Here is a 23,925-nt window from a genome sequence, read left to right as displayed (position 1 = left end):
GGCGGGGTGCTATATTCCATCCATGAACGGCCCCGATGCGATAGCGATTCTGCGACAGTTCGAGCCTGCCCTGCGCGAGCGGGGCGTTTTGCATGTCGCGTTGTTCGGCTCGGTGGCGAGGGGTGAAAATCATCCCGGCAGCGATGTCGATATCATGGTCGAGATCGATCCGAATAAGCGGATCACGGTCTTCGATTACGTCGAGCTCAAGGAATATATTGCCAAGCTCTTTGATGAACCCGTTGACGTCGTCAACCGTGACGGCCTGAAATCATACGTCGCTCCCGCCGCAACGGCCGACGCTATCTATGCCTTCTGATCGCATCCCCGGGGCACTGCGAGACATCTTGCATCACATCGATTTGGCGGCTGAATTCGCCGGACGTCTTGATCGCGAGGAATTCGCGGCGGATCTGCGGACCGTCTACGCAGTTACGCGGTGTCTGGAGATTATTTCAGAAGCATCCCGCCGTCTGCCCGAGGAGTTGAAGGCGAGGCACCCGGCGATCGCGTGGAAACAGATGGCAGCCGCAGCAATGTCTATCGCCACAATTATGAGGACGTTGCCGCCCATTTCGTGTGGGAGACTGTTCAACGGGCTCTGCCGCCTCTCAGGGAGGTCCTTGAAGAGGAGGTTGCACGACTACAGCGTTAGCCCATTCTGGTCAGACATCTATATCGCGCGCGCTTCGTTACCAAACTGCCGCAATTATCGGCCATAAGCCTTTATTCCCGCCTTCCGCTGCGGTCCGGCATTCGCTAAGGCTGCAGCAAATCCTGCCCCCCCCTTTTCACGAGACCGTCTCAATGTTCCCGAAGCCGAAATCCGTATTGTTGCCCAACACCTATGCCTTCGAATCCGAGCCGATGGTGAAGCCGACGGGCTTTCGCGAGTACGACGCGCGCTGGTTGTTCCAGAAGGAAATCAACCTGATGGGTGTGCAGGCGCTCGGCATGGGCCTGGGCGCGTTGTTCGCCGAGCTCGGCGTCAGGCAGGAGATCGTCACCGGCCATGATTTCCGCGGCTATTCGGCCTCGATCAAATACGCGCTGATCTCCGGCCTGATGGCGGCGGGCTGCAAGGTGCACGACATCGGTCTTGCCGTGACGCCGATGGCCTATTTCGCGCAATTCGATCTCGACGTGCCCTGCGTCGCCATGGTGACGGCCTCGCACAACGACAATGGCTGGACCGGCGTGAAGATGGGCGCCAACCGCCCGCTGACCTTCGGTCCCGACGAGATGACGCGGCTGAAGGAGATCGTGCTGGGCGCCGAGTTCAAGAACAAGGCCGGCGGCTCCTATCAGTTCCACGAGAACTATCCGGCGCGCTACATCGCCGATCTCACCTCTCGTCCGAAGCTGACGCGCAAGCTCAAGGTCGTCGCGGCCTGCGGCAACGGCACCGCCGGCGCGTTCGCGCCGCAGGTGCTGGAGGCGATCGGCTGCGAGGTGATCCCGCTCGATACCGAGCTCGACCACACCTTCCCGAAATACAATCCAAATCCTGAGGACATGGAGATGCTGCACGCGATCCGCGACGCGGTGTTGCATCACAAAGCCGATGTCGGCCTCGGCTTCGACGGTGACGGCGACCGCTGTGGTGTCGTCGACAACACCGGCGAGGAGATCTTTGCCGACAAGGTCGGCGTGATGCTGGCGCGCGACATGTCGGCGATCCACAAGGACGCGCAGTTCGTCGTCGATGTGAAGTCGACCGGCCTGTTCGTCACTGATCCCGTGCTCCAGAAACAGGGCGCGAAGGTCGCCTATTGGAAGACCGGTCATTCCTACATGAAGCGCCGCACTAACGAGATGGGCGCGCTGGCGGGCTTCGAGAAGTCGGGACACTTCTTCTTCAACAAGCCGTTCGGCCGCGGTTATGACGACGGCCTGGTCTCGGCGATCGCGATCTGCGACATGCTCGACCGCGCGCCGGGCAAGTCGATGGCCGACCTGAAGAACGCGCTACCAAAGACCTGGTCGTCGCCGACCATGTCGCCGCACTGCGCCGACGAGGTCAAATACGGCGTCATCGACGCCGTTGTGAAGCATTTCGAGGGGTTGCAGGCGAAGGGCGCCAAGATCGGCGGCCAGGCGATCCGTGATCTCGTCACCGTCAACGGCGTGCGCGTCACGGTCGAAGACGGCAGCTGGGGCCTGGTGCGCGCTTCCTCCAACAAGCCCGAACTCGTCGTCGTGGTCGAGAGCCCGGTCTCGGAGCAGGGCATGCACGACATGTTCGAGATGGTGAACAGCGTGCTGCGCACGCATCCCGAGGTCGGCGAGTACAACCAGAAGATCTGAAGCGCGCCGTACCGCGGCGGCCCGACTCGAGGCGAGTGCAGCCGACTATGCCATGCGCGGGCGGCTCACGCCGCCTGCAGCGCACCGAGGAAGCCGTTCACCTCGGATTTCAACTGATCGGATTGCGACGACAAGCCGTTGGCTGCCTCTAGCAGCCGGTCAGTGGCCTTGCTCGCGTCTTCCGATGCCCGGCTGACACTGAGGATATTCTTGTTGACGTCTCTGGTCCGGTCGGCAGCCTGTTGCAAATTGTTGGCAATCTCACGCGTCGCTCCGCCTTGCTGCTCGACCGCAGCGGCAATCTCACCGGAGATCCGGTCGATTTCGGCGATGGTGCCGCCGATCGCCTCGATCGCGCCGACGGCCTCACCGGTGGCCGCCTGGATGTCCTGGATCTGGGCGGAGATCTCTTCAGTTGCCTTGGCGGTCTGATTGGCCAGTGCCTTGACCTCGCTCGCGACGACCGCAAAGCCCCGGCCATGCTCACCGGCTCGCGCCGCTTCGATGGTCGCGTTCAGGGCCAGCAGGTTGGTTTGGCTGGCAATACTCTGGATCAGCGTCACCACCTCCCCGATCTTTTGCGTGCCGGTTGCGAGCATTTCGACAACCGTATTGGTCCGACGCGCTTCCTCAGCGGCTTTCGCGGCGATTTGGGCCGATCGCGTCACCTGCTCGGAGATGCTGTTGATCGAAGCCGTGAACTCTTCGGTTGCCGCCGCAACGGTCTCTACATTGGCCGTCGCGCAGGTCGAAGCCGTGGCAGCAGCCGTGCTCTGCCGCATCGCTTCGACGTTACTGCCCCGCATCGATGCGGATAGGTCCTGCATCTCGCCCGCAGCGCGCGCCACTGCTTCGACGACACCGCTGATCCTGTGCTCGAAACCGGCTGCAAGGTTGCGACGGGCGTCGTCCCGCTTTTGTTTGGCGCGTGCGGCCTCCTGTCGGTCTGCGTTGGCGCGGGCTTCAGCGGCGCTCGCAGCCTGGGCCTCGACGGTTTTCTGAGCCGCCATTGCGAAGATCCCGGTGACCGTATGCGCGAGCCAGATCAGGACCCCGGCCTCGATCAGAACGATGACGGCGTGGAGCACCACGCGGCCGAGATCCGCGCCGCCGGGGTAGATGGCCGCCGGCAGAACGAAATTCAGCGTCAGGTGATGCAAAGCGACTGCAACCGTGCCGGCGACGATCGGACGATAGTCGCAATACGCGACGAGACAGGCTAGCGCCGCGAAGAAGTACATGTGCATGTCGACCTGCCATGGGTGACCGGCGAACTGGAACACCAGCATCGAAACGCCGCCCATCAGCGCAACGGCGACGATCATTTGGGTCGAAGGTCCGTTTCCTCCAGCCGACCACGCGATGCTTGCGGCCGAGGCCATCGCGGCCATGAAAATGGCCGGTAGCAACCACCCGGTGCCCAAGATCACCCCGACCACGACCGCGAGCGGGACATGCAGCCAGAGCGCCACGAGCAGGATCTTGCTCGTGCTCGCGCGCAGGACCGCCAGTTCATCACCTTCGAAGGTCATTCCCCAGTCCCCAATGGCTTGTTCGTGAAACAGGCATCGATCGCTTGCGGGTCGAGAGTCAGCCAGGCCCCCGCCTCGTGCAGCTTCTTCAATCCATCGTGGCTGTCGGGACGCAGCACCAGAACGGCCGGCGCAGCCGTCATCCGCACCAACGCCGCGTTCGCCGATGCGGCGGCCAGCAACGCCTGCTGGGCGTCCCACCAGGGCGGGAATGCCACTGCCACCACCTCAGCGTCCGGTCGCGCCTGCAGCGAAAGTGCTGCGACCGCGACCCAGCTCACCAGCAGCAACGCTGCTGCGGGCAGCCAGCTTCTTCTGAGGACGTTCCCCGACTCCATCTCCGAGGATCATAGCTTCACGAAGCTAACCGAGGGTAAATCTCTGGTAGAAGAAAGCCGAGCCCTCGCGAGGCTGCCGCGCTATGCCGCGACCACCGCCGGGATCGGCAGCGCAGTGACCGACTTGATCTTCTCCATCGCGAAGCGCGAGGTGACGTTCTTCAGCGGCACGGCGCTGATGAGCTTCTTGTAGAACACGTCATAGGCCTGCATGTCCGCCACCACCACGCGCAGCATATAATCGACGTCGCCGGCCATGCGATAGAACTCCATCACCTCGGGCATGGCGCTGACGGCTTCGGCGAACCGTTTCAGCCAGGCGTCCGAGTGATCGGCGCTCTCCACCGAAACGAACACGGAGATGCCGAGCCCGATCTTGTTCTGGTCGACGAGGGCCACGCGCTTGATGATCACGCCGTCGGCCTCAAGCCGCTGGATGCGCTTCCAGCAGGGGGTCGAGGACAGGCCGACGCGGTCGCCGATCTCGGCGACGGAGAGGGAGGCATCTTCCTGGAGCACCATCAGGATCTTGCGGTCGATGGCATCGAGGCGGCGGCTGGTCTCGGGGATCTGGACGGCAAGGTCGGTCATTTGAAGAACTTTGTTCCATTTCAGGGGCGAATTCCCCTGATACATAGAAAATCATTCTATCGCAAGTCTATAATGTTGGCGCCTGACCGGGCATCGCCGCCTGCTGCCTTCTCAAAAGCTCTTCAACTTCAACGCGTTGTGGGGCGGCTAGGCCACCGCCATGGCGGGTGCATTTCAGCGCCGCGGCGGCCGCGGCGAATCGCAGCGCCTCCCGCGTCCCCTCACCCTCGGCGAGGCGCAGCGTGAATGCGCCATGGAAGACGTCGCCGGCGCCGAGCGTATCCACCGCATGAACAGGGAAGGCTGGCGTCTCCTTCAGCTCGCCTGTCTCGTTCAGCCAGATCGTGCCGAGGGGACCGCGTGTGGCGGCGAGGAAGGCCGGCGTCAGCTTGGCGAGGCGCTTCAATGCCTCGCCGTCGTCGGCGATGCCGGCGGTCTCCTGCACCTGTTCGCTGGCGAACAGCAAATGAGAAGCGGCCGTGAGCAGGCCGTCCTGCAACGACATCGCGCGGTCCACGCCGACGATGAGGGGAAGGCCGCGCCGCCGTGTCTCGGTGCAGAGGGAAGTCGCGAGCGAGGCGCAGCGGCTTTCGACGAGGACCGCGCGGCAATCGGCCAGCAATTCGTCCAGGTCCGGCAGTTCTACGGTCCACAAAGCGGGATCACGATAGATGGTGATGGTCCGCTCGCCGGAGGGCTCGATCATGATCGCCGAGACCGGCGTGGCCAGGCCCGGCATGCGAACGATATGGCTGATGTCGATGCCCTCCAGCGCCATCCGTTCGAGGATGAAGCTGCTCGACGTCTCCCGCGCATCGCCCATCGGACCAGCGAACGCGACACGACCGCCGAGTCGCGCAATGGCAATCGCGGCATTGAGCGCGTTGCCGCCGCAGATCTCCGCAAGCTGGTTCGCATTGGCCTTGCTGCCGCGCGCTGGCACGTGTTCGACGCGGAAGGTGAGGTCGCGCACGGGAATGCCGATGCAGAGGATGCCCGGCGCAAGTCCCGTTGCGGTCATGGACGCTCTCAGTTCAGGTGCGGCTCTTGTCGTGCACCCAGCGGCCGAGCAGGTGATGGGCGATCGCGAAGGGATGAGGTCCGGCGAGCCCGTCGGGGTGCGTCCGCGCCAGCATCAGCGCAGCCTCCTCGCGCGTGAACCAGCGCGCGTCTTCCAGCTCCATGCGATCGACGACGATGTCCTCGTTCAGCGCCCGCGCGCTGCAGCCGATCATCAGCGACGACGGATAGGGCCAGGGCTGCGTCATGTAATAGTGCACGTCGGTGCAGCGGATCCCGGACTCTTCCAGGATCTCGCGGCGCACCGCGTCCTCGATGGTCTCGGCCGCCTCGACGAAGCCGGCAAGGCAGGAATACATGCCGGGTGGAAACTGCTTCTGGCGGCCGAGCAGGCATTTGTCGCCGGAGGCGACCAGCATGATCACGACGGGATCGGTGCGCGGAAAGTGCTCGGCCTTGCAGGCAGGACAGTCGCGCTTCCAGCCGCCTTCCTTCATGCTGGTGCGCGCGCCGCAATTGGCGCAATAGCCGTGGCGCTGGTGCCAGCTTACCATCGACTTCGCCATTGCGATCGCCGACAGCTCCTGTGGCGGAAGCGCCCCCTGCATCGCCATGCCGCGCAGCTCGGTCACGGTGTAGTCGTCGCGGCCGACGAGCTTCTCGGCCGCCGCCTGCGACATCCCCATGCCGAACATTGCTGCGCCGTCGCGCAGCCCCAGAAAGACCGTGCCGGGATTGGCGCCGCATTTCACTGCCTCGTCAATTCCCAGCAGCGCCCGCACCTTCTCGCCCTCGCGCTTCACCAGGAGCGAGTCGCGATAGACCACATAGGCGCGCGATGACGGCTTCTGCTCCAGCGCGAACAGCTTTTCGTCGTCACGGCGCAGATGCGCGGCACGGTCGAGGACGTTGGTGACGAAGGCCGGCTGTCCCAGCGGGAACGCGTTGAATGCTGACATTTTTTCTTTCAACCCAACCAAATCTTGCGGCGGAGCGCGCTGATGAAATTCTGCACTTCAGTGGCGTCGTGCGCCAGCGGCGGCATCACGCCCCACACCGGCCGCGGCCAGGCCGCATCACTGGTGCGGCGCGCGATGATATGAACATGAAGCTGCGGCACGAGGTTGCCGAGCGCGGCGACATTGAGCTTGTCGCATTTGGTGATCTCCTTCAGCGCGCGCGAGACGCGGGAGATCTCGGTCATCAGCTGCGCCTGCTGCACCTCGTCGAGATCGATGATCTCGATCGCGTCGGGCCGCCGCGGCACCAGCAGCAGCCAGGGATAATGCGCGTCCTTGATGACCAGCACCTTCGACAGCGGCAGATCGCCGATTTCGATCGTGTCCTCTTTCAGGCGGGAATGCAGCGACCAGGCGGGTTCGGGCATGGAGGTTCCGGATGGGCCCGATGGGTTCGGGCTTGTTGGAGCCGACCATACGATACGGAGTCAGCGAGGGGAAGGTTGAGGCTCCGCCGCCACTGCATACGCGATCGTCGTCCTGGACAAGCGCGCGCCGCGCTCGTCGCTGCGTGAGCTAGGGCGGTTTGTCAGTATCGAACGGTTTCTCTATCAATGATGTGTGAGCGCAAGGCGGCGCGCCGCGACATGATGTCGGTCCCGAGGGCTCAGCCGTGCCAATGGGAGTTGCGGATGACGCTGCAGAAATTGCCGCGATGGAAATGCGGCTCCTTGTCGGCGATGACGTCGGCCTTGACGTTGCCGAACGTCGTCTGGGGCCGATGCTTGATGCCGTCGTAGAACGACTGGATGATGTCTTCCTTGAAGTGCGCCGTTCGCGGAAATGCCTTCACCACGGCCTCGCGTTCCTCATCGGGATATTCGTCGTAGGTGAGCCCGAGAACGTCCATTTCGACGCCAGCGGTCACCAGCGCGACGACGGGATGCATGTGCTGGGGAATGCCCGGCGTGGTGTGCAGCGCGATCGCGCTCCAGACCGTGTAGGCATCCGCTTCCGGGATGCCGTGGCTGCGCAGGAAATCGCGCGCCGCATGGGCGCCATCGACTTCGAACCGCTCGTGCTTGCTGCCATGGCCGGGCATCAGGCCGATATCGTGAAACATGGCGCCGGCGTAAAGCAGCTCGCGGTCGAACTTCAGCCCGCGGCGGATGCCTGCCAGCGCCCCGAAATGGTAGACGCGGCTGGAATGGTTGAAGAGCAGGTCCGTCTCGGTGTCGCGGATATATTCGGTAATGGCACGCGCCAGCGTGCTGTCGGGAATCTGGGCGGCTTCGTTGATTTTCGACATGACGTTCTCCTGAAAATCTCTGGTGGCTGGCAGGCTAAGTCTGGGCTATTCTGTCTGCAATTGACGCGATACGTCCAAAACGGACAAATCTGCACCGAGGCGGACATGAATGGGAAGCCAAAATCGAGGACTGTTGTAATCGTTGCGCTGCCAGGGGTGCAGCTTCTCGACGTCGCCGGGCCGCTCGACGTGTTCGCCGAGGCCAACGTGCAGGCCGGCCGTGCGGCCTATGCGCTTTTCGTGGCTGCGACCGAGCCGGGCCCGATTCTCAGCTCCTCCGGCGTTCGCTTAATGCCGGACCGAATCATCGACCGCGACTTCCAGGAGCCCATCGACACCCTGCTGGTCGCCGGATGCCCGAACGCTACCGAGATCCCCGCGAATGCCAATGTGGTCGGCTGGCTTCGCCGGCGAGCGTCGAGGACGCGGCGGTTCGGGTCGGTGTGCAGCGGCGCATTCTTCCTTGCGGCGGCCGGCCTTCTTGACGGCCGGCGGGTTACGACGCATTGGGCAGTCGCCGATACCCTCGCGAGTAAATTTCCGTCGGTCACGGTCGACAAGGATGCGATCTACGTCATCGACGGAAAACTTCGCACAGCAGCCGGCGTGACCGCAGGGCTCGATCTCGCGCTTGCACTGGTGGAGGAAGACCTTGGACGCGAGACCGCGATGAAAGTCGCTAGCCAACTCGTGATGTTCTTCAAACGGCCCGGTGGGCAGATGCAATTCACCCGCAAGGGCGCGGCCGTTCCTGCCGGGCGTGCGGCATTGCAGGAGCTCCAACGCTGGGTCGCCGCCAATCCTGGTCTGGACCATCGGGTTGCGAATCTGGCCAAACGCATGGAACTCAGCCCGCGGCATTTGGCGCGGCTGTTCCATGCGGAGGTAGGCATCACGCCTGCGACCTGGGTCGAAGAAGCCCGCGTCGACGCCGCGAGGCGGCTGCTTGAGTTCGGTAACGAAGCGCCAAAGCAAGTGGCGATTCGTTGTGGATTTGCGGATGCCGATACGTTGCGGCGCGCTTTCGCTCGCCACGTCGGCGTGACGCCGGCCGAATATCGCAAGCAGTTTGCGCACATGGCCGAGGTTCCGGGGCAGGTGCCCTGACCACGCTCGGCATCCGATCTGGCGGTACCCGGCAGGTATGCTGGATTGGGGATGGCCCCGACAGGGAGACCATGTCCGTGGACAGCCGACTTGCTTTCCGCTTCCTTTGGCCCCAAATAGGGACCGGGAGATTGGCGGTGGACGAGCCACTCGCCAACCGGGTCAGGTCCGGAAGGAAGCAGCCCTAACGAGGTCCGGATCGGGTCGCTCGTCAGTCTCCTACCTGTTTTTCGAGCGAATTGCGCCGGCGGCCCCCGCCGGCGCGCTCCTTTCCGCAAAAGCCGGCCAACAGACATTTCATTGCGGATCGACCGATGACCGACGCTGGCGCCCCTCCCGATCCCGACAGAGCGAGCCAGGCCCCCACACCCTACCGCGTGCTGGCGCGGAAATACCGCCCTTCCTCTTTCGATGATCTGATCGGCCAGGAGGCTGTGGTCCGCACCGTCTCCAACGCATTCGAGACCGGGCGCATTCCGCAGGCGTGGATCCTCACCGGGGTCCGCGGCGTCGGCAAGACGACCACCGCGCGTATTCTCGCCCGTGCGCTCAACTACGAGATGCCGGATGCTTCGGTGAAGGGTCCGACCATCCACATGCCGATACTCGGCGTGCACTGCCAGGCGATCATGGAAAGCCGGCACATGGACGTGCTGGAGATGGACGCCGCTTCGCACACCGGCGTCGACGACGTCCGCCAGATCAATGACAGCGTGCGCTATGCCCCCGCCAGCGCCCGCTACAAGGTCTACATCATCGACGAAGTCCACATGCTGTCGACGGCGGCGTTCAGCGCCTTCCTGAAGACGCTGGAGGAGCCGCCGGAGCACGCCAAGTTCGTGTTCGCCACGACCGAGATTCGTAAGGTTCCGGTGACCGTGCTGTCGCGCTGCCAGCGCTTCGACCTGCGCCGCGTCGAGGCCGACGTGCTGATGAAGCACCTCGCCAACATCGCGGCCAAGGAAAGCGTCGAGATCGAGCCCGAGGCGCTCGGCATCATCGCCCGCGCCGCCGAAGGCTCGGTGCGCGATTCGCTGTCGCTGCTCGACCAGGCGATCGCGCATGCGGCTGGCACCGTGAAGGCCGATGCCGTCAGGCAGATGCTGGGCCTCGCCGATCGCACCCGCGTCATCGATCTCTTCGATTCACTGGCGCGCGGCGACATCGCGGCCGCTTTCAAGGAGTTCCGCGACCAGTACGATGTCGGCGCCGATCCCATCGTGGTGCTCTCGGACCTCGCCGAGTTCGTCAATTTCGTCACCCGTGTGAAGATCGTGCCGGCGACCGCCGACAACGTCGCCTATGGCGAGACCGAGCGGGTCCGCGCACGGGACTTCGCGTCCAAGATTTCCATGCGCGTGCTGTCGAGGATGTGGCAGATGCTGCTCAAGGGCATCACCGAGGTGCAGGCCGCGACGCGTCCCGCCGCGGCGGCGGAAATGGTGCTGGTGCGCATTGCCTATGTCGCCGACCTGCCGACGCCGGACGAGGCGATCCGGATGCTGGAGCAGAACGGCGGCGGTTCGCCGGTCGTGAGCAGCGGCAGTGCCACGCGCAGCGCGCCTTCCGCACCGGTCGCGTCTGCTGCGCCGGTTCGCATGCCGACATCCTTGCCATCCTCGTTCGGCGCCGGCGCCCGGCCGCAGATGGCGGCCCCCGCGTCGGATCCGCAAGGTGCAGCGCCGGTGCTGCGCGTCACCAGCTTCACCCAGCTCGTCGCGCTGGCCGGGCAGAAGCGTGACATCATGACCAAGAGCGCGCTCGAAGGCGACATGCGCCTCGTCCGTTTCGAGGAGGGCCGGCTGGAAGTCGCGCTCGAGCCCAACGCCTCCAAGACCATGATCTCCGAGCTCGCGAAAAAGTTCGAGCTGTGGACCGGGCGCCGCTGGACCGTGATCGTCTCCAACGAGCAGGGCCAGCCGACGCTGCGCTCGGTGAACCAGGCCGCGAAGCAGGAGCATGCGCGCACCGCCGAGGCCGATCCGCGCGTGCAGGAGGTGCTGTCGCGTTTCCCCGGTGCGAAGGTCGTCGAGGTCCGCAGGCTTGCCCCCGAGGTGCCGGAAACCAATATTAACGCCGACTATGGCAGTGACGATCCGCCCGACGGTTCCGACGGCGACGATGATCTCTGAGCCATTCTTTCCAAGGACGAGCACCGATGGCTGATTTTCTCGGCATGATGAAGCAGGCGGCGCAGCTGCAATCCAAGATGCAGGAGATGCAGGACCAACTCGCCAACGTGGAAGTCGAAGGCATCTCTGGCGGCGGCCTCGTCGCCGTGCGCATGACTGCGAAGATGGACGTCAAGGCCGTCAAGATCGACCCTGCGCTGATGAAGGCGGACGAGCGCGAGGTGCTGGAAGACCTCCTCGTCACCGCCTTCGGCGATGCCCGCCGCAAGGCGGAGACTGCGATGCAGGAGAAGATGCAGGCCCTCACCGGCGGGCTCGGCCTGCCGCCGGGGTTGTTCGGCCAGTAATATGGGCGCCGTTGCAGGTCCCGAGATCGAGCGGCTGGTCCAGCTCCTCGCGCGGCTGCCGGGCCTCGGCCCGCGCTCGGCGCGACGCGCGGCGCTGCATCTGATCAAGAAGCGCGAAGCGCTGATGATGCCGCTTTCGTCGGCCCTCCAGGTCGCGCTCGACAAGGTCGAGGTCTGCAAGACCTGCGGCAACATCGATACGCAAAATCCCTGCACCGTTTGCATCGATCCGAAGCGCGATCCCTCCATCATCGTCGTCGTGGCCGACGTCGCCGACCTCTGGGCGCTGGAGCGGGCCAATGCCACCCAGGGGCGTTATCATGTGCTCGGCGCGACATTGTCGCCGCTCGACGGCGTCGGCCCGCAGGACCTCACCATCGACGCGTTGGTGGCGCGCGCGCATGATTCGCAGGTGCACGAGATCATTCTGGCGCTTAATGCAACTGTGGACGGCCAGACCACGGCGCACTACATCACCGACCTGCTCCAGGACGCCAATGTGAAGGTGACGCGGCTCGCCCATGGAGTTCCTGTCGGCGGCGAGCTTGATTATCTCGATGAAGGTACGCTATCGGCTGCGATGCGGCAGCGTACTCTGTTCTAGCCATCCAGAATTTACGGAACGGACGACATGACGAAACCTTTCGCCACACGATCGGCTTTGGTTGCGACGATGATGATGCTGGTGAGCCCGGCCATATCCGCGCAGCAGGGCGACGAGGCGCTGCCGCCGTCCAAGCCCGGCAAGCCGATCAACACCGGCGACGTGCTCTCCGGCGAGTTGAATGCGATGAAGGTGCGCGACGTCAAGAACGGCAAGCGCGTTGCGACCTACCAGATCACCTCCGAGCCGCGCCGCCTGCCGCCGCCGAACGGGCTGTGCAATCTCGAGACGGGCCCCGAAACCTTCCAGCTCGTCACCTCCAGCGACGCGCAGGCCGCGCAGCTGAAATCGTTCGTCGGCAAGGAAATCTCGGTCAAGGTCGACGAGATCGCCTGCGCCAGCGATGCCGGCCAGATGAGCGAGGCCGTGATCACCAAGTGGAGTTTGGTCAAGAAGCAGTAGGAATGGCTCGCGATTGGCCCCTTGCCGCGGCTTTCTCCGCCGTCATTGCGAGCGAAGCGAAGCAATCCAGAAATTCTTCCGCGGAAACGGTCTGGATTGCTTCGTCGCAAGAGCTCCTCGCAATGAGGAAGGCGAGACGTGAGTCCTAAACCCTGACTGGCCCCAGCGTCTTGAAATGGCCGCGCTTCTGGAGCCAGGCCAGCAGTACCAGGCTCGGGATCGCCACCAGCACGCAGATCACGAAGAACAGCGCCCAGCCGGTCGTATCAGCCACGAAGCCGGCACCCGAGGAGAGATACGTTCGCCCCACCGCCGCGAGCGCGGTGAGCAGCGCGTATTGCGTCGCCGTGTGCAACGGGTTCTTGCACAGGGCGGAGAGATAGGCGACGAAGATCACGGTGCCGATGGCGCTGGTGAAGTTCTCAGCCGTGATGGCGAAGGCGAGCGCCCATTGGCTGGTGCCGACGAACGCCAGCCAGGAGAACGAAAGGTTGGCGAGTGCCTGCACCACGCCGCCGATCCACAGGCTGGTCGCGAGCGAATAACGCCGCGCGACAAAACCGCCGGCAAAGCCGCCGAGCAACGTCGCGGCGAGCCCGACACCCTTCACGATCGCCGCATAATCGTTGCGGGAAAAGCCGAGGTCGATCACGAACGGCGCGGTCATCGTGCCGGAGAACGCGTCGGTGAACTTGAAGAGAACGACGAAGGCGAGCGCGGCGAGCGCGTCTTTCCGCGACAGGAATTCCGAGAACGCCCCGATTGCGGCGCGCAGCACGCGCGCGAACGCGGTCTCGGCCTTTGTCGCAGCTTCCGCCCGCACCGATTGCTCGGGCTCGGTTGCGAGGAGCGCCGTGATGGTCCCGATCAGCACCATCGCCGCCATCACCACATAGCCCCACATCCAGGCCGATTGCCGGCTAATGCCGGTGCCCTCGAAGCCGGAGACGATGAACAGCGCGCCCGCGGTCGAGACCAGCATGCCGATGCGATAGGCCGCGACATAAGCGGCCATGCCGGCCGCCTGCTCGCTCTCGGGCAAGCTCTCGACGCGGAAGGCATCGACCACGATGTCCTGGGTCGAGGACATGGTTGCGACCAGCAGCGCGCCGAGCGCGACGTAGAACGGCGAGCGCGCGGGATCGGTGAGCGCCAGCAGCAGGATGGCGATGATCAGCAGCATCTGCGAGAACAAGAGCCAGCCACGCCGCCGCCCGAAGGCGCGGGTGAACAGCGGCACATGCATCGCATCCACCAATGGCGCCCACAAGAATTTCAGCGTGTAGGGCGTGCCGACCAGCGCAAACAGCCCGATGGTCTTGAGATCGACTCCGGCCTCGCGCATCCACACCAGCAGCGTCGAGCCCGACAGCGCCAGCGGCAGGCCGGATGAGAAGCCGAGGAACAGCACGATCAGCACCCGCGGTTGCAGGTACACGGCAAGGCTGTCACGCCAGGAGGCGGCAGCGCCGGCGGAGGAGGTCGCGTCGGGTGCGGTCATGCGCAGGTGTTAGCAGATTCTGGCCGAAAAGACTCTGGCGGAGCTCGGTGGGCGGAAGCTCTCTCCATCCCTCGCTGTCATCGTCCGCGAAGGCGGACGATCCAGTAATCACCAGCGCCTCGGCTCAACCACGATCGCCGCGGCGTACTGGAGGCCCCGCCTGCGCGGGGCATGACCGTGTACCTTAATCTCACTCCCCTGCCTGCAGCTTCCTCGGGAACAACTCACCCGCGCCCGTCGCGACCAGCCGCGGGGCATCGGCCGCATCGCTCTTGCTGAAATCGAGTTCCTCGATACGTCCGGCGCGCTTCTCGATCTTGTCGGCGGAGATCAGAACCTGGCGGACGTCCTCGTTGACGTCGGAGAAATGCTTTTGCAGCTTCAGCACCCGGTCGCGCAGACGGCCCAGATCGTCGCCGAGCTTGATAACCTCCGTGCGGATCTGGTCGGCGGCGTCGCGCATGCGCGCGTCCTTCATGATCTGCTGCATCACCTGGATCGCGAGCATCAAAAGCGACGGCGACACCAGCACCACGCGAGCGCGGTACGCTTTCTGGATCACGTCGTCAAAGCCGTCATGGATCTCGGCATAGACCGATTCCGACGGCACGAACATCAGCGCCATCTCCTGGGTCTCGCCGGCAACGAGGTATTTTTCGGCGATGTCGCTGACGTGCTTCATCACGTCGCCGCGTAACCGCTGCGTGGCAATCCGCCGCTCTTCGTCCGTACGGGCATCGTGCAGGGCCGTCACCGCCTCCAGCGGAAATTTTGCATCGATGCAGAGCGGGCGCTGGTCGGGCAGGAACACGACGCAATCGGGCCGCTTGCCGGTCGAGAGCGTGAACTGGAACTCGTAGGACCCTTTTGGAAGACCGTCCTGGACAATCGCCTCCATCCGCGCCTGGCCAAAGGCGCCGCGCGACTGCTTGTTAGCGAGCACGTCGCGCAGGGTCGTCACCTGGGTGGTGAGGTCGGAGAGGTTCTTGTGCGCGCTGTCGATGATACCGAGCCGCTCATGCAGCGCGCGCAGGCTCTCCATGGTGTTGCGGGTGGAGTGTTCCATGGACTGGCCGACGCGATGCGTCACCGAATCCAGCCGCTCGTTGACCGCCCGTGCCATCTCGGCCTGGCGGCCGGCCAGCGCCTGGGTCATGGCGTCGACCCGGCCCGAAGCCTCGCTCTGGGCCCGCAGCACCTCGCTCAGGCGCTCCTCGAGCTCGTCGGCACGGATGGCATTGGCCATCGCGAGTTCCGCGCCGCGCCGCCCGGAGCGCGCGATCACCCCGGCAATCACCACCAGCAGGATGAGGACGAGGGCGCCGAAGCCGATCAGCGCGTCGATGGTGCGCACCGGCCAGTCGCCGAGCACGAAGATGATCTCGTTCATGCCGACCCTTCTAGCCGATTCGCCGGGCTCCACGAACGAATAGCGAACGTTTATGGCCAAAGTCCCGTTGATTCTTATGGTTAACGAAATCTGAAGTTTTATGGTTAGCGAAGGGTTAACGGAGTTCCGCGCCGGATTGACCGCACCCGACACGCGGCTTAAATCGCGGCCATGGCCCTACGAGAAATCATCATCCTGCCCGACAAGCAGCTGCGTCTGGTCTCCAAGCCGATCGAGAAGGTCACGCCGGAGATCCGCAAGCTTGCCGACGACATGTTCGAGACCATGTACGACGCGCCTGGCATTGGCCTCGCCGCGATCCAGGTCGCGCAGCCGCTGCGGCTGATCACCATGGACCTCGCCAAGCGGGACGAGGACGGCGAGACCAGGCACGAGCCGCGCGTCTTCATCAATCCGGAGATTCTCTCCTCCTCAGAGGAACTTTCAGTGTACGAGGAAGGCTGCCTCTCGATCCCCGAATATTACGAGGAGGTCGAGCGCCCGGCGAAGGTGCGCGTGCGCTTCACCGATCTCGACGGCAAGCTGCACGAGGAGGATGCCGAAGGCCTCTATGCCACCTGCATCCAGCACGAGATCGATCATCTCAACGGCGTCTTGTTCGTCGACTACCTGTCGAAGCTCAAGCGCGACCGCGTGATGAAGAAGTTCGAGAAGGCCGCCAAGCGGGCGGGGTAGAGTTTAGTGTTGCCTCACGCTCAGTCTGCTCCCTCGCCTTGGGGGGAGGGCAGGGGAGGGGGCAGCCCAGCAAAAGGCGCTCCTGATTTGCGGAGCGCGAGCAACAAAGCGCCCGCGCTCACGCCGCTAGAGCGGTCGTGTGGCACCCCCTCCCTAGCCCTCCCCAAGGGGGAGGGAACGCAGCGAGTCTGTTGATGCCCCTCCGCCTGATCTTCATGGGCACGCCCGATTTCTCCGTGCCGACGCTGCTCGAGCTGGTCGCGCATGGCCACGAGATCGCCGCCGTCTACACCCGCGCGCCGAAGCCGGGCGGACGGCGCGGCCTGCAATTGCAGCCCACTCCGGTTGAAGAAGCGGCGCGAAAACTCGGCGTCCACGTGCTGACGCCGAAGACGTTGAAGACGCCGGAAGCACTCGACGAGTTTCGCGCCTTCGATGCCGATGCCGCCGTCGTCGTCGCCTATGGCATGATCCTGCCGCAGGTGATCCTCGATGCGCCGAAGCTCGGCTGCTACAATCTGCACGCTTCGCTCTTGCCGCGCTGGCGCGGCGCCGCGCCGATCAACCGCGCCATCATGGCAGGCGATGCCGAAAGCGGCGTGATGGTGATGAAGATGGATGTCGGCCTGGATACCGGCGACGTCGCCATGGCCGAGCGCATCGCGATCACCGACAGCATGACCGCGGCCGATCTGCACGATCGCCTGTCCCGGTTAGGTGCCGATTTGATGGTGCGCGCGATGGCGGCGCTCGCACGCGGCGGGCTCCAGCTCAAAAAGCAGAGCGAGGACGGTGTCACCTATGCCGCCAAGATCGACAAGGCCGAGGCGCGGATCGACTGGACGAAACCCGCACGCGCGGTGCTGCGCCACATCCATGGCCTGTCGCCGTTTCCCGGCGCCTGGACCGAGCTTGTGGACGTCAGCGAAAATGCGCGCGTCAAGATCCTGCGATGTGAATTGGCGAACGGCTCAGGTGCGCCGGGCGAGGTGCTCGACGACCACCTCACCATCGCCTGCGGCGAGGGTGCCGTCCGCATCCTCGAGCTGCAGCGCGAAGGCAAGGCCAGGATGCGGGCCGCGGACTTTCTGCGCGGCGTGCCTGTGAGGGCGGGCGCGAAATTCAGCTGACACTGTCATACCCCGCGAAGGCGGGGTATCCAGTACGCCGAGGCTTCTCGGTTGATCTGATCGGCTGCGGAGTACTGGATTGCCCGCCTTCGCGGGCAATGACGGTGAAACTGGACACGATGCCCCGTTACAAGCTCACCATCGAATATGACGGCGCGCCGTTCTTCGGCTGGCAAGTGCAGGAGACGCTGCCCTCGGTGCAGGGCGCGCTAGAGGCCGCGGTGAAGGCGATGACCGGCGCGGACGCGCGGGTGCATGGCGCTGGCCGCACCGATGCCGGCGTGCACGCGCTTGGCCAGGTCGCGCATGTCGACATCGGCAAGCAATTTGCGCCGGATCGTTTTCGCGACGGGCTCAACGCGCATTTGCGCCCCCATCCGGTCGCGGTGCTCGAGGCCGAGATCGTCCCCGAGACCTTCGAGGCGCGCTTCTCGGCCATCAAGCGCCACTACCGCTACCGCATCATCAACACCCGCGCCAATCTCGCCATCGACGTCGGTCGCGCCTGGCGCGTGCCGCGCCGGCTCGACAGTAACGCGATGCATGCAGCAGCCCAGCGTCTGCTCGGCAAGCACGACTTCACGACGTTCCGCGATACCGAGTGCCAGGCCAAGTCGCCGGAGAAGACGCTCGATCAGCTCGACGTGATACGCGACGGCCGCGAGATCACCATTGTCACCTCTGCGCGCTCGTTCCTGCACAGCCAGGTGCGCTCGATGGTGGGATCGCTGGTCTGGGTCGGCGAGGGACGCTGGACGGCCGATGATCTGTCGGCCGCACTCGCCGCCCGCAGCCGCGCCGCCTGCGGCATCGTCGCCCCGCCGCAGGGGCTGTATCTGGTGAAGGTGGATTATTGAGATGCGCGGAGGGCGCAGGGTGCGCTCTCGCTACATCAGCGCTGTCATGCCCCGGCTTGCCGCCTTCGCAAAAGCTTCGGTGGCCGAGCACCCTTGTGGCCCCGGCGTAGCCTTGGCGGCGCCGGGACCGGGGCATCTCGTACGCCGCGGCCTCCCGGTTCAATACTGCTGTCTCTGGAATACTGGATCGCCCGATCAAGTCGGGCGATGACAGCTCTGTTTGTGGAGGCAACAGTGCCTCAAGCAAAATACCTTGCCAAAATCCCCCGATACACCCGCGTCAGCTTCTCTAGATCCGCCACGGGCACCCGCTCGTCGATCTGGTGCATGGTCTGGCCGACCAGGCCGAACTCGATCACCGGGCAGTAGCTGGAGATGAAGCGCGCGTCCGACGTGCCGCCCGAGGTCGACAGCTCCGGCTTGCGGCCCGTCACCTCTTCGATCGCGGACACTGCAAGATCGGTGAACGGGCCGGGCTTGGTCACGAACACGTTGGAGTTCGAGTGATCCCAGACGATGCGGGCGCGGATGCGGTTGCCGCAGGCTTTGGCGAGGCGCGCCTCGACCAATTCGCGCAGGCTGGCTTGCGTGTGGTTGTCGTTGTAGCGGATGTTGAATTTCGCGCGGGCCTCGCCGGGGATGACGTTGCTGGCCTTGTTGCCGACGTCCACCGAGGTGAATTCGAGATTGGAGGCCTGGAACTGGGCGCTGCCATGGTCGAGCGGCTCGTCGGAGATCGCCACGATCAGCCGCGCAATATCAGGCACGGGGTTGGAGGCGCGATGTGGATAGGCGACATGGCCCTGCACGCCGTCGACATGAAGCGTGCCGGATTGCGAACCGCGGCGGCCGACCTTGATGGTGTCGCCGAGCGTCTCGACGTTGGAGGGCTCGCCCAGCACGCAATGGTCGAACTTTTCGCCGCGCTCGGCGGCCCATTTCAGCAGCTTGACCGTGCCGTTGATCGAAACGTCTTCCTCGTCGCCGGTGATCAGGAAAGAGATCGAGCCCTTGCCGTCCTTGCGCGGCTTGCCCTCATTGGCGGCGAGATGCTCCAGCACCGCCGCCACCGAGCAGGCGATGCCGCCCTTCATGTCGACCGCGCCGCGGCCGTGCAGGACGCCATCCCGGACCTCGCCCGAGAACGCGCCGACGCTCCAGGCGCTCTCGTCACCGGGCGGCACCACGTCGGTGTGGCCGGCAAAGGTGATGTGCGGGCCCTCGCTGCCGATCCGCGCATAGAGATTGTCGATGTCGGCGGTGCCGGGTTCGCTGAACGTCACGCGATGACAGGTGAAGCCTGCTGCGGTCAGGGCTTTTTCAAGCACCCCAAGCGCACCGGCATCGGCCGGGGTTACCGAGGGGCAGCGGATGAGATCGCGGGCGATGGAGAGAGCATCGGTCATGCGCGTCGGATCAATCCCGCAGCAGCTCGTTGATGCTCGTCTTCGACCGCGTGCGCTCGTCGACGCGCTTGACAATGACGGCGCAGGCGGTGCTCGGACCGGGCTGGCCGTTCTTCAGGGGCTTGCCGGGCAGCGCGCCCGGCACCACCACGGAATATTCGGGCACTTCGCCCATGAAGATTTCGCCGGTCTCGCGGTCGACGATCTTGGTGGAGGCGCCCAGGAACACGCCCATCGCCAGCACCGCGCCCTTGCGCACGATCACGCCTTCGGCGACCTCGCTGCGCGCGCCGATGAAACAGTCGTCCTCGATGATCACGGGCTCGGCCTGGAGCGGCTCGAGCACGCCGCCGATGCCGGCGCCGCCGGAGATGTGCACGCGCTTGCCGATCTGGGCGCAGGAGCCGACGGTGGCCCAAGTGTCGACCATGGTGCTCTCATCGACATAAGCGCCGAGGTTGACGAAGGACGGCATCAGCACGACGTTCTTGGCGATAAAGGCCGAGCGGCGCACGATGGAGCCGGGGACGGCACGGAAACCGGCATCGCGAAAGCGGTTCTCGCCCCAGCCTTCGAACTTCGAGGGCACCTTGTCCCACCAGGTCGCCTTGCCCGATCCGCCGGGAATGACGTCCATGTCGTTCAGGCGGAAGGAGAGCAGCACGGCCTTCTTCAGCCATTGGTTGACCTTCCACTTGCCGTCGCTGCCGCGCTCGGCAACGCGCGCCTCGCCCTTGTCCAGGATTTCCAGCGCCTGGTCCACGGCCTCGCGCACCTCGCCCTTACTCGTGGTCGAGATGGTCTCGCGCGCGTCGAAGGCGCTGTTGATGGTGGATTCGAGGGCTGCAAGGGACATCGGGATTTCCTCAAGGAAACGGGAATTTTGATGGATTGGGGCGCTTTTTCGGGATTTGGAAAGGTCAAGTCAAGCGCACATTCGTCGCTATCGGGCTTGCCCCGGGTATCTCCACCGTCATTCCGGGGCGATGCGAAGCATCGAACCCGGAATCTCGAGATTCCGGGTTCGCCCTTCGGGCGCCCCGGAATGACGATGCATGGTTGAGCGATAAGGCCTACCGTGACAGCTTGGCCAAGAACCCCGCCAAATCATCCGCGACGTGATCGACATGAGCGGCGTCGCGGCCCTCCAGCTCCCAGTCCTCGCGCACCACCTCTTTCGCGCCGTCGGGCACCACGAGCACCGTGGTCATGCCGAGCTGGTGCGGGACGGCGAGGTTGCGGGCGAGATCCTCGAACATAGCGGCGCGGGTCGGATCGACGGCGTGCTGACTGAGGAATTTGCGGTAGGTCTGCGGCGCCGGCTTGGGCTCGAACTCGGCGGCGATGATGTCGAACACGCCGTCGAAATGCGAGGCGAAGCCGAGCCGCGCCAGCACCGCATCGACATGGTCGACCGAGCCGTTGGTCAGGATCAGCTTGCGGCCCGGCAGTCCAGCGATGGCTGCACCGAGCGCCGGGTTCGGCTCCAGCGGCGAGTGGTCGATCTTGTGGACGTAGGCAAGGTAGTCGTCGGCGGAGACGCCGTGCAGGGTCATCATGCCGCGCATGGTGGTGCCGAAGCGCAGGTAATAATCCTTCTGAATCTTGCGCGCTTCCTCCGGGGTCACGTTCAACCAGCTCGACACGAACTCACCGATCCGCGCATCGACCTGCTGCCACAGATTGACGTGATGCGGATAGAGCGTGTTGTCGAGATCGAACACCCAGGTGTCGATGTGGGCGAAGGTGCGGGGGGATTTCATCAAGGATTCTCTATCTGTTGCGCGCGCAGCCGCCCGGCCCTCAATTGTCGTGCTGGCGAAAGTCAGGACCCCTACTCCGCGGCGCATCGATCGGGGCATTCTGGTTGTCGTTCTTCCAAACGCAATCCTTGGTTAATCGGTCCTGGCTTTTGCCAGGACGACACCGGTCTATGTAGCGTCATCACGCCATTTCCTCACGGCGTCGCAAACCGCAGCGTCTTGCCGCCGCTCGACACATCCACCGCCCCAAACCCCGTTGCCGCAAATCCGCGCGCGCCGCAATCGGTCTGCTCGCTCGTCTCGAATTTGGTCTCGCGCGTGCAGAGCTGCTTGTCGCCGCCCCAGTTCAGCGGCCGGTCCTTCAGCTTGATGACGCGGTTGTCGGCATCGACCGCTTCCGCGAAGCTGAAGATCTGCCTGGGCTGGCCGGTCACATCAGGATGCAGGCATGTCTTTGGATCGATGCGATACCAGCCGCGGCTCGTCACCGACTTGCCGTCGTCGGTCGCGACCGCCGCCATCACCTTGTGCGGCGTGTCGTTGCACCAGGTGAGGCCGGTCGCCGACGGCGTCTGCACCGCATCGACCATGCTCTTGAAGACATTCGGCGACGACACGACGTCGGAGGACAGCCCCCGGCCCTTCAAAAAGGCAGCCAGCGCGGCCTGCGTCTTCGGCCCATCGACGCCGTCGATCGCGCCGACGTCGTAGCCCGCGATCACCAGCAGCCGCTGGATGCCGGCGAGGCGCGCCTGCTCGTCGTCATATTCGGAATCCTCGGCGAGATAGGCAATGAGGTTGCCGTCCGCGCCTTGCGTCGGTGTCACCTGCGTGAACGCGGCCTGGGTCTGGCCGCTGCGGCACTGCCGCGCCGCCGCGATGACGAAATTGTCCTGCGCCACGCACAGCATGTCGCGGCCGTTCTGCGGAATCGGCGAGGCGCCATAGACACCGAGCGCGCGCGCATTGAGCAGGATGCGGTCGGCGGTCAGCATGCCCTGCACCACCACGCGGCAGGTGGCGGGATCGATCCTGAACCAGCCCCGCGTCGCGGTCGCCGCCTTGTCGTCGATGCCGATCGCGGCCTCGACGACATAGGACATGCGGTTGCAGATCTTGAGGTCCGCAAAGGCCGGCGCGGAGGAGAAGAAGAACGAGGCGGCTGCAGCAGGCAGCGTCATCAGGAAGCGGGCGAGGGGCGAGCGGCGGTGCTGCGATCCAGTCATTCCGGGGCGACGCGAAGCATCGAACCCGGAATCTCGAGATTCCGGATTCGCCCTTCGGGCGCTCCGGAATGACCGAGCAATGCGAGAGCCGTGGATGGCCGGGCCTTCGCCTCGCCGAAGCGGCTTCGGCCGCGCAGGCGGGACAAGCCCGGGCATGACGCCCTCTTTCCTTGCCCGTTCCCGCATCACTTGTGGATCAGCGTTCCCGTGCCTTGGTTGGTGAAGAGCTCGAGCAGCACCGCATGCTGCATCTTGCCGTCGATGATGACGACGCCCTGCACGCCCTGTTCGAGCGCGTAGATGCAGGTCTCGACCTTCGGGATCATGCCGCCGGAAATGGTGCCGTCGGCGATCAGCTTTCGTGCGTCCTTGACGGACAATTGCGGTATCAGCTTCTTGGACTTGTCGAGCACGCCAGGCACGTCGGTGAGTAGCAAGAGGCGCTTGGCCTTGAGCGCGCCGGCCACGGCACCCGCAAACGTGTCGGCGTTGATATTCAGCGTCTGGCCGTCCTGAGAGGTCGCGAGCGGCGCCAGCACCGGGATCAGCTCGTAGCCGATCAGCTGGTTGAGCAGGGTGAGATCGACCTTCTCGGGATCGCCGACGAAGCCGAGATCGATCGCCTTCTCGATGTTCGAGTCCGGATCGATGATGGTCCGCGTCGTCTTCGACGCTTTCACCATGTTGCCGTCTTTGCCCGACAGACCCACGGCCTTGCCGCCAGCTTCGTTGATGTATCCGACGATCTGCTTGTTGACGGAGCCGGCAAGCACCATCTCGACGATCTCGATGGTCGCGGCATCGGTGATGCGCAGGCCGGCGGCGAATTCCGAGACAATGCCGAGGCGCTTGAGCATGGTCGCGATCTGCGGCCCGCCGCCATGTACCACCACCGGGTTGATCGCGGTCTGCTCCAGCAGCACGATGTCGCGCGCAAAGTTCTTGGCGGTCTCCTCGTCGCCCATGGCATGGCCGCCATATTTGATGACGATGGTTTCCTCGTCATACTGCTGCATGTGCGGCAACGCTTCGGACAGGATGCGGGCCTGGTCGAGCGGGGAGATGTCGGTCATGAGGCGGATCTCGCTGGCGGGACTAACGCGGGCTGCGTTCTATCCGATTGGCGGGCGTGGCGCAAAGTGCTCTTACCCTCCCCTGGAGGGCAGGGCTATCGCATGTGGCCGAGGAGCTCAAAAAGAAAGGCATCGTTCCACCCGGCGCGCTTGAGCTTGAGGCGCAAGGAGATGG

25 protein-coding genes and 1 other RNA gene are annotated in these 23,925 nt (G+C 64.6%); 12 read left to right on the top strand and 14 right to left on the bottom strand.

What is annotated here, in order from left to right:
- Nucleotides 1-22 precede the first annotated feature (22 nt).
- The 3 genes from IVB01_RS01835 to IVB01_RS01825 all read left to right on the top strand — a co-directional run bounded on the left by IVB01_RS01835 (nt 23) and on the right by IVB01_RS01825 (nt 2,307).
- Nucleotides 23-319, top strand: a complete 297-nt coding sequence (locus IVB01_RS01835) for a nucleotidyltransferase family protein (protein ID WP_247276413.1) — start codon at nt 23-25, stop codon at nt 317-319.
- Nucleotides 309-722 carry a HepT-like ribonuclease domain-containing protein gene (locus IVB01_RS01830; protein ID WP_346015471.1) on the top strand — a complete coding sequence of 138 codons (414 nt, stop codon included), beginning with the start codon at nt 309-311 and terminating at the stop codon, nt 720-722. The genes IVB01_RS01835 and IVB01_RS01830 overlap by 11 nt, the downstream gene beginning before the upstream one ends.
- An 85-nt stretch (nt 723-807) precedes the next feature.
- Nucleotides 808-2,307, top strand: a complete 1,500-nt coding sequence (locus IVB01_RS01825) for a phosphomannomutase/phosphoglucomutase (protein ID WP_247276414.1) — start codon at nt 808-810, stop codon at nt 2,305-2,307.
- Between the two features lie 65 nt (nt 2,308-2,372).
- Here the strand turns inward: IVB01_RS01825 and IVB01_RS01820 are convergent, their stop codons facing one another.
- The 7 genes from IVB01_RS01820 to IVB01_RS01790 form a co-directional block, all read right to left on the bottom strand.
- Complete coding sequence (locus IVB01_RS01820; protein ID WP_247276415.1) at nt 2,373-3,839, bottom strand: methyl-accepting chemotaxis protein; 1,467 nt, start codon at nt 3,837-3,839, stop codon at nt 2,373-2,375.
- Complete coding sequence (locus IVB01_RS01815) at nt 3,836-4,177, bottom strand: hypothetical protein (protein WP_247276416.1); 342 nt, start codon at nt 4,175-4,177, stop codon at nt 3,836-3,838. The genes IVB01_RS01820 and IVB01_RS01815 overlap by 4 nt, the downstream gene beginning before the upstream one ends.
- Before the next feature lie 81 nt (nt 4,178-4,258).
- Nucleotides 4,259-4,768, bottom strand: coding sequence for an Lrp/AsnC family transcriptional regulator (locus IVB01_RS01810; RefSeq protein WP_247276417.1), 510 nt, complete (start codon nt 4,766-4,768; stop codon nt 4,259-4,261).
- A 67-nt stretch (nt 4,769-4,835) separates the two neighbouring features.
- Nucleotides 4,836-5,789, bottom strand: a complete 954-nt coding sequence (locus IVB01_RS01805; RefSeq protein ID WP_247276418.1) for a sugar kinase — start codon at nt 5,787-5,789, stop codon at nt 4,836-4,838.
- A 13-nt stretch (nt 5,790-5,802) separates the two neighbouring features.
- Entirely contained in the window at nt 5,803-6,747 is a 945-nt protein-coding gene (nudC, locus tag IVB01_RS01800; RefSeq protein WP_247276419.1) for an NAD(+) diphosphatase, read from the bottom strand.
- A gap of 8 nt (nt 6,748-6,755) precedes the next feature.
- The gene (locus IVB01_RS01795) at nt 6,756-7,175 is read right to left on the bottom strand and encodes an HIT family protein (protein WP_247494223.1); all 420 of its coding nucleotides are present in this window, start codon (nt 7,173-7,175) and stop codon (nt 6,756-6,758) included.
- A gap of 239 nt (nt 7,176-7,414) precedes the next feature.
- Nucleotides 7,415-8,056, bottom strand: a complete 642-nt coding sequence (locus IVB01_RS01790) for an HD domain-containing protein (RefSeq protein WP_247276421.1) — start codon at nt 8,054-8,056, stop codon at nt 7,415-7,417.
- A 105-nt stretch (nt 8,057-8,161) separates the two neighbouring features.
- Between IVB01_RS01790 and IVB01_RS01785 the strand changes: the two genes are divergently transcribed.
- From IVB01_RS01785 to IVB01_RS01760, 6 genes are all read left to right on the top strand, one after another.
- Entirely contained in the window at nt 8,162-9,163 is a 1,002-nt protein-coding gene (locus IVB01_RS01785; protein WP_247276447.1) for a GlxA family transcriptional regulator, read from the top strand.
- A gap of 126 nt (nt 9,164-9,289) precedes the next feature.
- Nucleotides 9,290-9,386, top strand: an RNA gene (gene ffs, locus IVB01_RS01780) — signal recognition particle sRNA small type.
- Between the two features lie 91 nt (nt 9,387-9,477).
- Nucleotides 9,478-11,295, top strand: a complete 1,818-nt coding sequence (locus IVB01_RS01775) for a DNA polymerase III subunit gamma/tau (protein ID WP_247276422.1) — start codon at nt 9,478-9,480, stop codon at nt 11,293-11,295.
- A gap of 26 nt (nt 11,296-11,321) precedes the next feature.
- Nucleotides 11,322-11,642 (top strand): YbaB/EbfC family nucleoid-associated protein, encoded by a 321-nt coding sequence (locus tag IVB01_RS01770; RefSeq protein WP_247276423.1) that lies wholly within the window; start codon nt 11,322-11,324, stop codon nt 11,640-11,642.
- Between the two features lies 1 nt (nt 11,643).
- Nucleotides 11,644-12,246, top strand: coding sequence for a recombination mediator RecR (recR, locus tag IVB01_RS01765; protein WP_247276424.1), 603 nt, complete (start codon nt 11,644-11,646; stop codon nt 12,244-12,246).
- A 27-nt stretch (nt 12,247-12,273) separates the two neighbouring features.
- On the top strand, nt 12,274-12,708 hold the full coding sequence (locus tag IVB01_RS01760) for a hypothetical protein (protein WP_247276425.1): 435 nt from the start codon (nt 12,274-12,276) through the stop codon (nt 12,706-12,708).
- A gap of 145 nt (nt 12,709-12,853) precedes the next feature.
- On the opposite strand, the gene IVB01_RS01755 is transcribed toward IVB01_RS01760, so the two are convergent.
- Nucleotides 12,854-14,209, bottom strand: a complete 1,356-nt coding sequence (locus IVB01_RS01755) for an MFS transporter (protein WP_247276426.1) — start codon at nt 14,207-14,209, stop codon at nt 12,854-12,856.
- A 190-nt stretch (nt 14,210-14,399) separates the two neighbouring features.
- Nucleotides 14,400-15,599 carry a DNA recombination protein RmuC gene (rmuC, locus tag IVB01_RS01750; protein ID WP_247276427.1) on the bottom strand — a complete coding sequence of 400 codons (1,200 nt, stop codon included), beginning with the start codon at nt 15,597-15,599 and terminating at the stop codon, nt 14,400-14,402.
- Between the two features lie 171 nt (nt 15,600-15,770).
- On the opposite strand from rmuC, the gene def reads away from it, so the two are divergent.
- From def to truA, 3 genes are all read left to right on the top strand, one after another.
- Nucleotides 15,771-16,295 (top strand): peptide deformylase, encoded by a 525-nt coding sequence (gene def, locus IVB01_RS01745; RefSeq protein WP_247276428.1) that lies wholly within the window; start codon nt 15,771-15,773, stop codon nt 16,293-16,295.
- A 194-nt stretch (nt 16,296-16,489) separates the two neighbouring features.
- Entirely contained in the window at nt 16,490-17,425 is a 936-nt protein-coding gene (fmt, locus tag IVB01_RS01740) for a methionyl-tRNA formyltransferase (RefSeq protein WP_247276429.1), read from the top strand.
- 119 nt (nt 17,426-17,544) lie between these two features.
- On the top strand, nt 17,545-18,282 hold the full coding sequence (truA, locus tag IVB01_RS01735) for a tRNA pseudouridine(38-40) synthase TruA (protein ID WP_247276448.1): 738 nt from the start codon (nt 17,545-17,547) through the stop codon (nt 18,280-18,282).
- 239 nt (nt 18,283-18,521) lie between these two features.
- Here truA and dapE read toward each other — a convergent pair whose 3' ends face one another.
- The 5 genes from dapE to argB form a co-directional block, all read right to left on the bottom strand.
- Nucleotides 18,522-19,688 carry a succinyl-diaminopimelate desuccinylase gene (gene dapE, locus IVB01_RS01730; RefSeq protein ID WP_247276430.1) on the bottom strand — a complete coding sequence of 389 codons (1,167 nt, stop codon included), beginning with the start codon at nt 19,686-19,688 and terminating at the stop codon, nt 18,522-18,524.
- A gap of 10 nt (nt 19,689-19,698) precedes the next feature.
- A complete protein-coding gene (gene dapD, locus IVB01_RS01725; RefSeq protein WP_247276431.1) occupies nt 19,699-20,544 on the bottom strand; it encodes a 2,3,4,5-tetrahydropyridine-2,6-dicarboxylate N-succinyltransferase in 846 nt (281 codons plus the stop codon).
- A gap of 217 nt (nt 20,545-20,761) precedes the next feature.
- Nucleotides 20,762-21,451, bottom strand: a complete 690-nt coding sequence (locus IVB01_RS01720) for a pyrimidine 5'-nucleotidase (protein ID WP_247276432.1) — start codon at nt 21,449-21,451, stop codon at nt 20,762-20,764.
- Nucleotides 21,452-21,645: 194 nt separating this feature from the next.
- A complete protein-coding gene (locus tag IVB01_RS01715; RefSeq protein WP_247276449.1) occupies nt 21,646-22,632 on the bottom strand; it encodes a DUF1036 domain-containing protein in 987 nt (328 codons plus the stop codon).
- A gap of 230 nt (nt 22,633-22,862) precedes the next feature.
- On the bottom strand, nt 22,863-23,750 hold the full coding sequence (gene argB / locus IVB01_RS01710) for an acetylglutamate kinase (RefSeq protein ID WP_247276433.1): 888 nt from the start codon (nt 23,748-23,750) through the stop codon (nt 22,863-22,865).
- Between the last annotated feature and the right edge of the window lie 175 nt (nt 23,751-23,925).

Source organism: Bradyrhizobium sp. 164 (assembly GCF_023073715.1).
In the GTDB taxonomy this organism is placed as follows: Bacteria; Pseudomonadota; Alphaproteobacteria; order Rhizobiales; family Xanthobacteraceae; genus Bradyrhizobium.
This window is presented reverse-complemented; position numbering and strand designations above follow the sequence as displayed.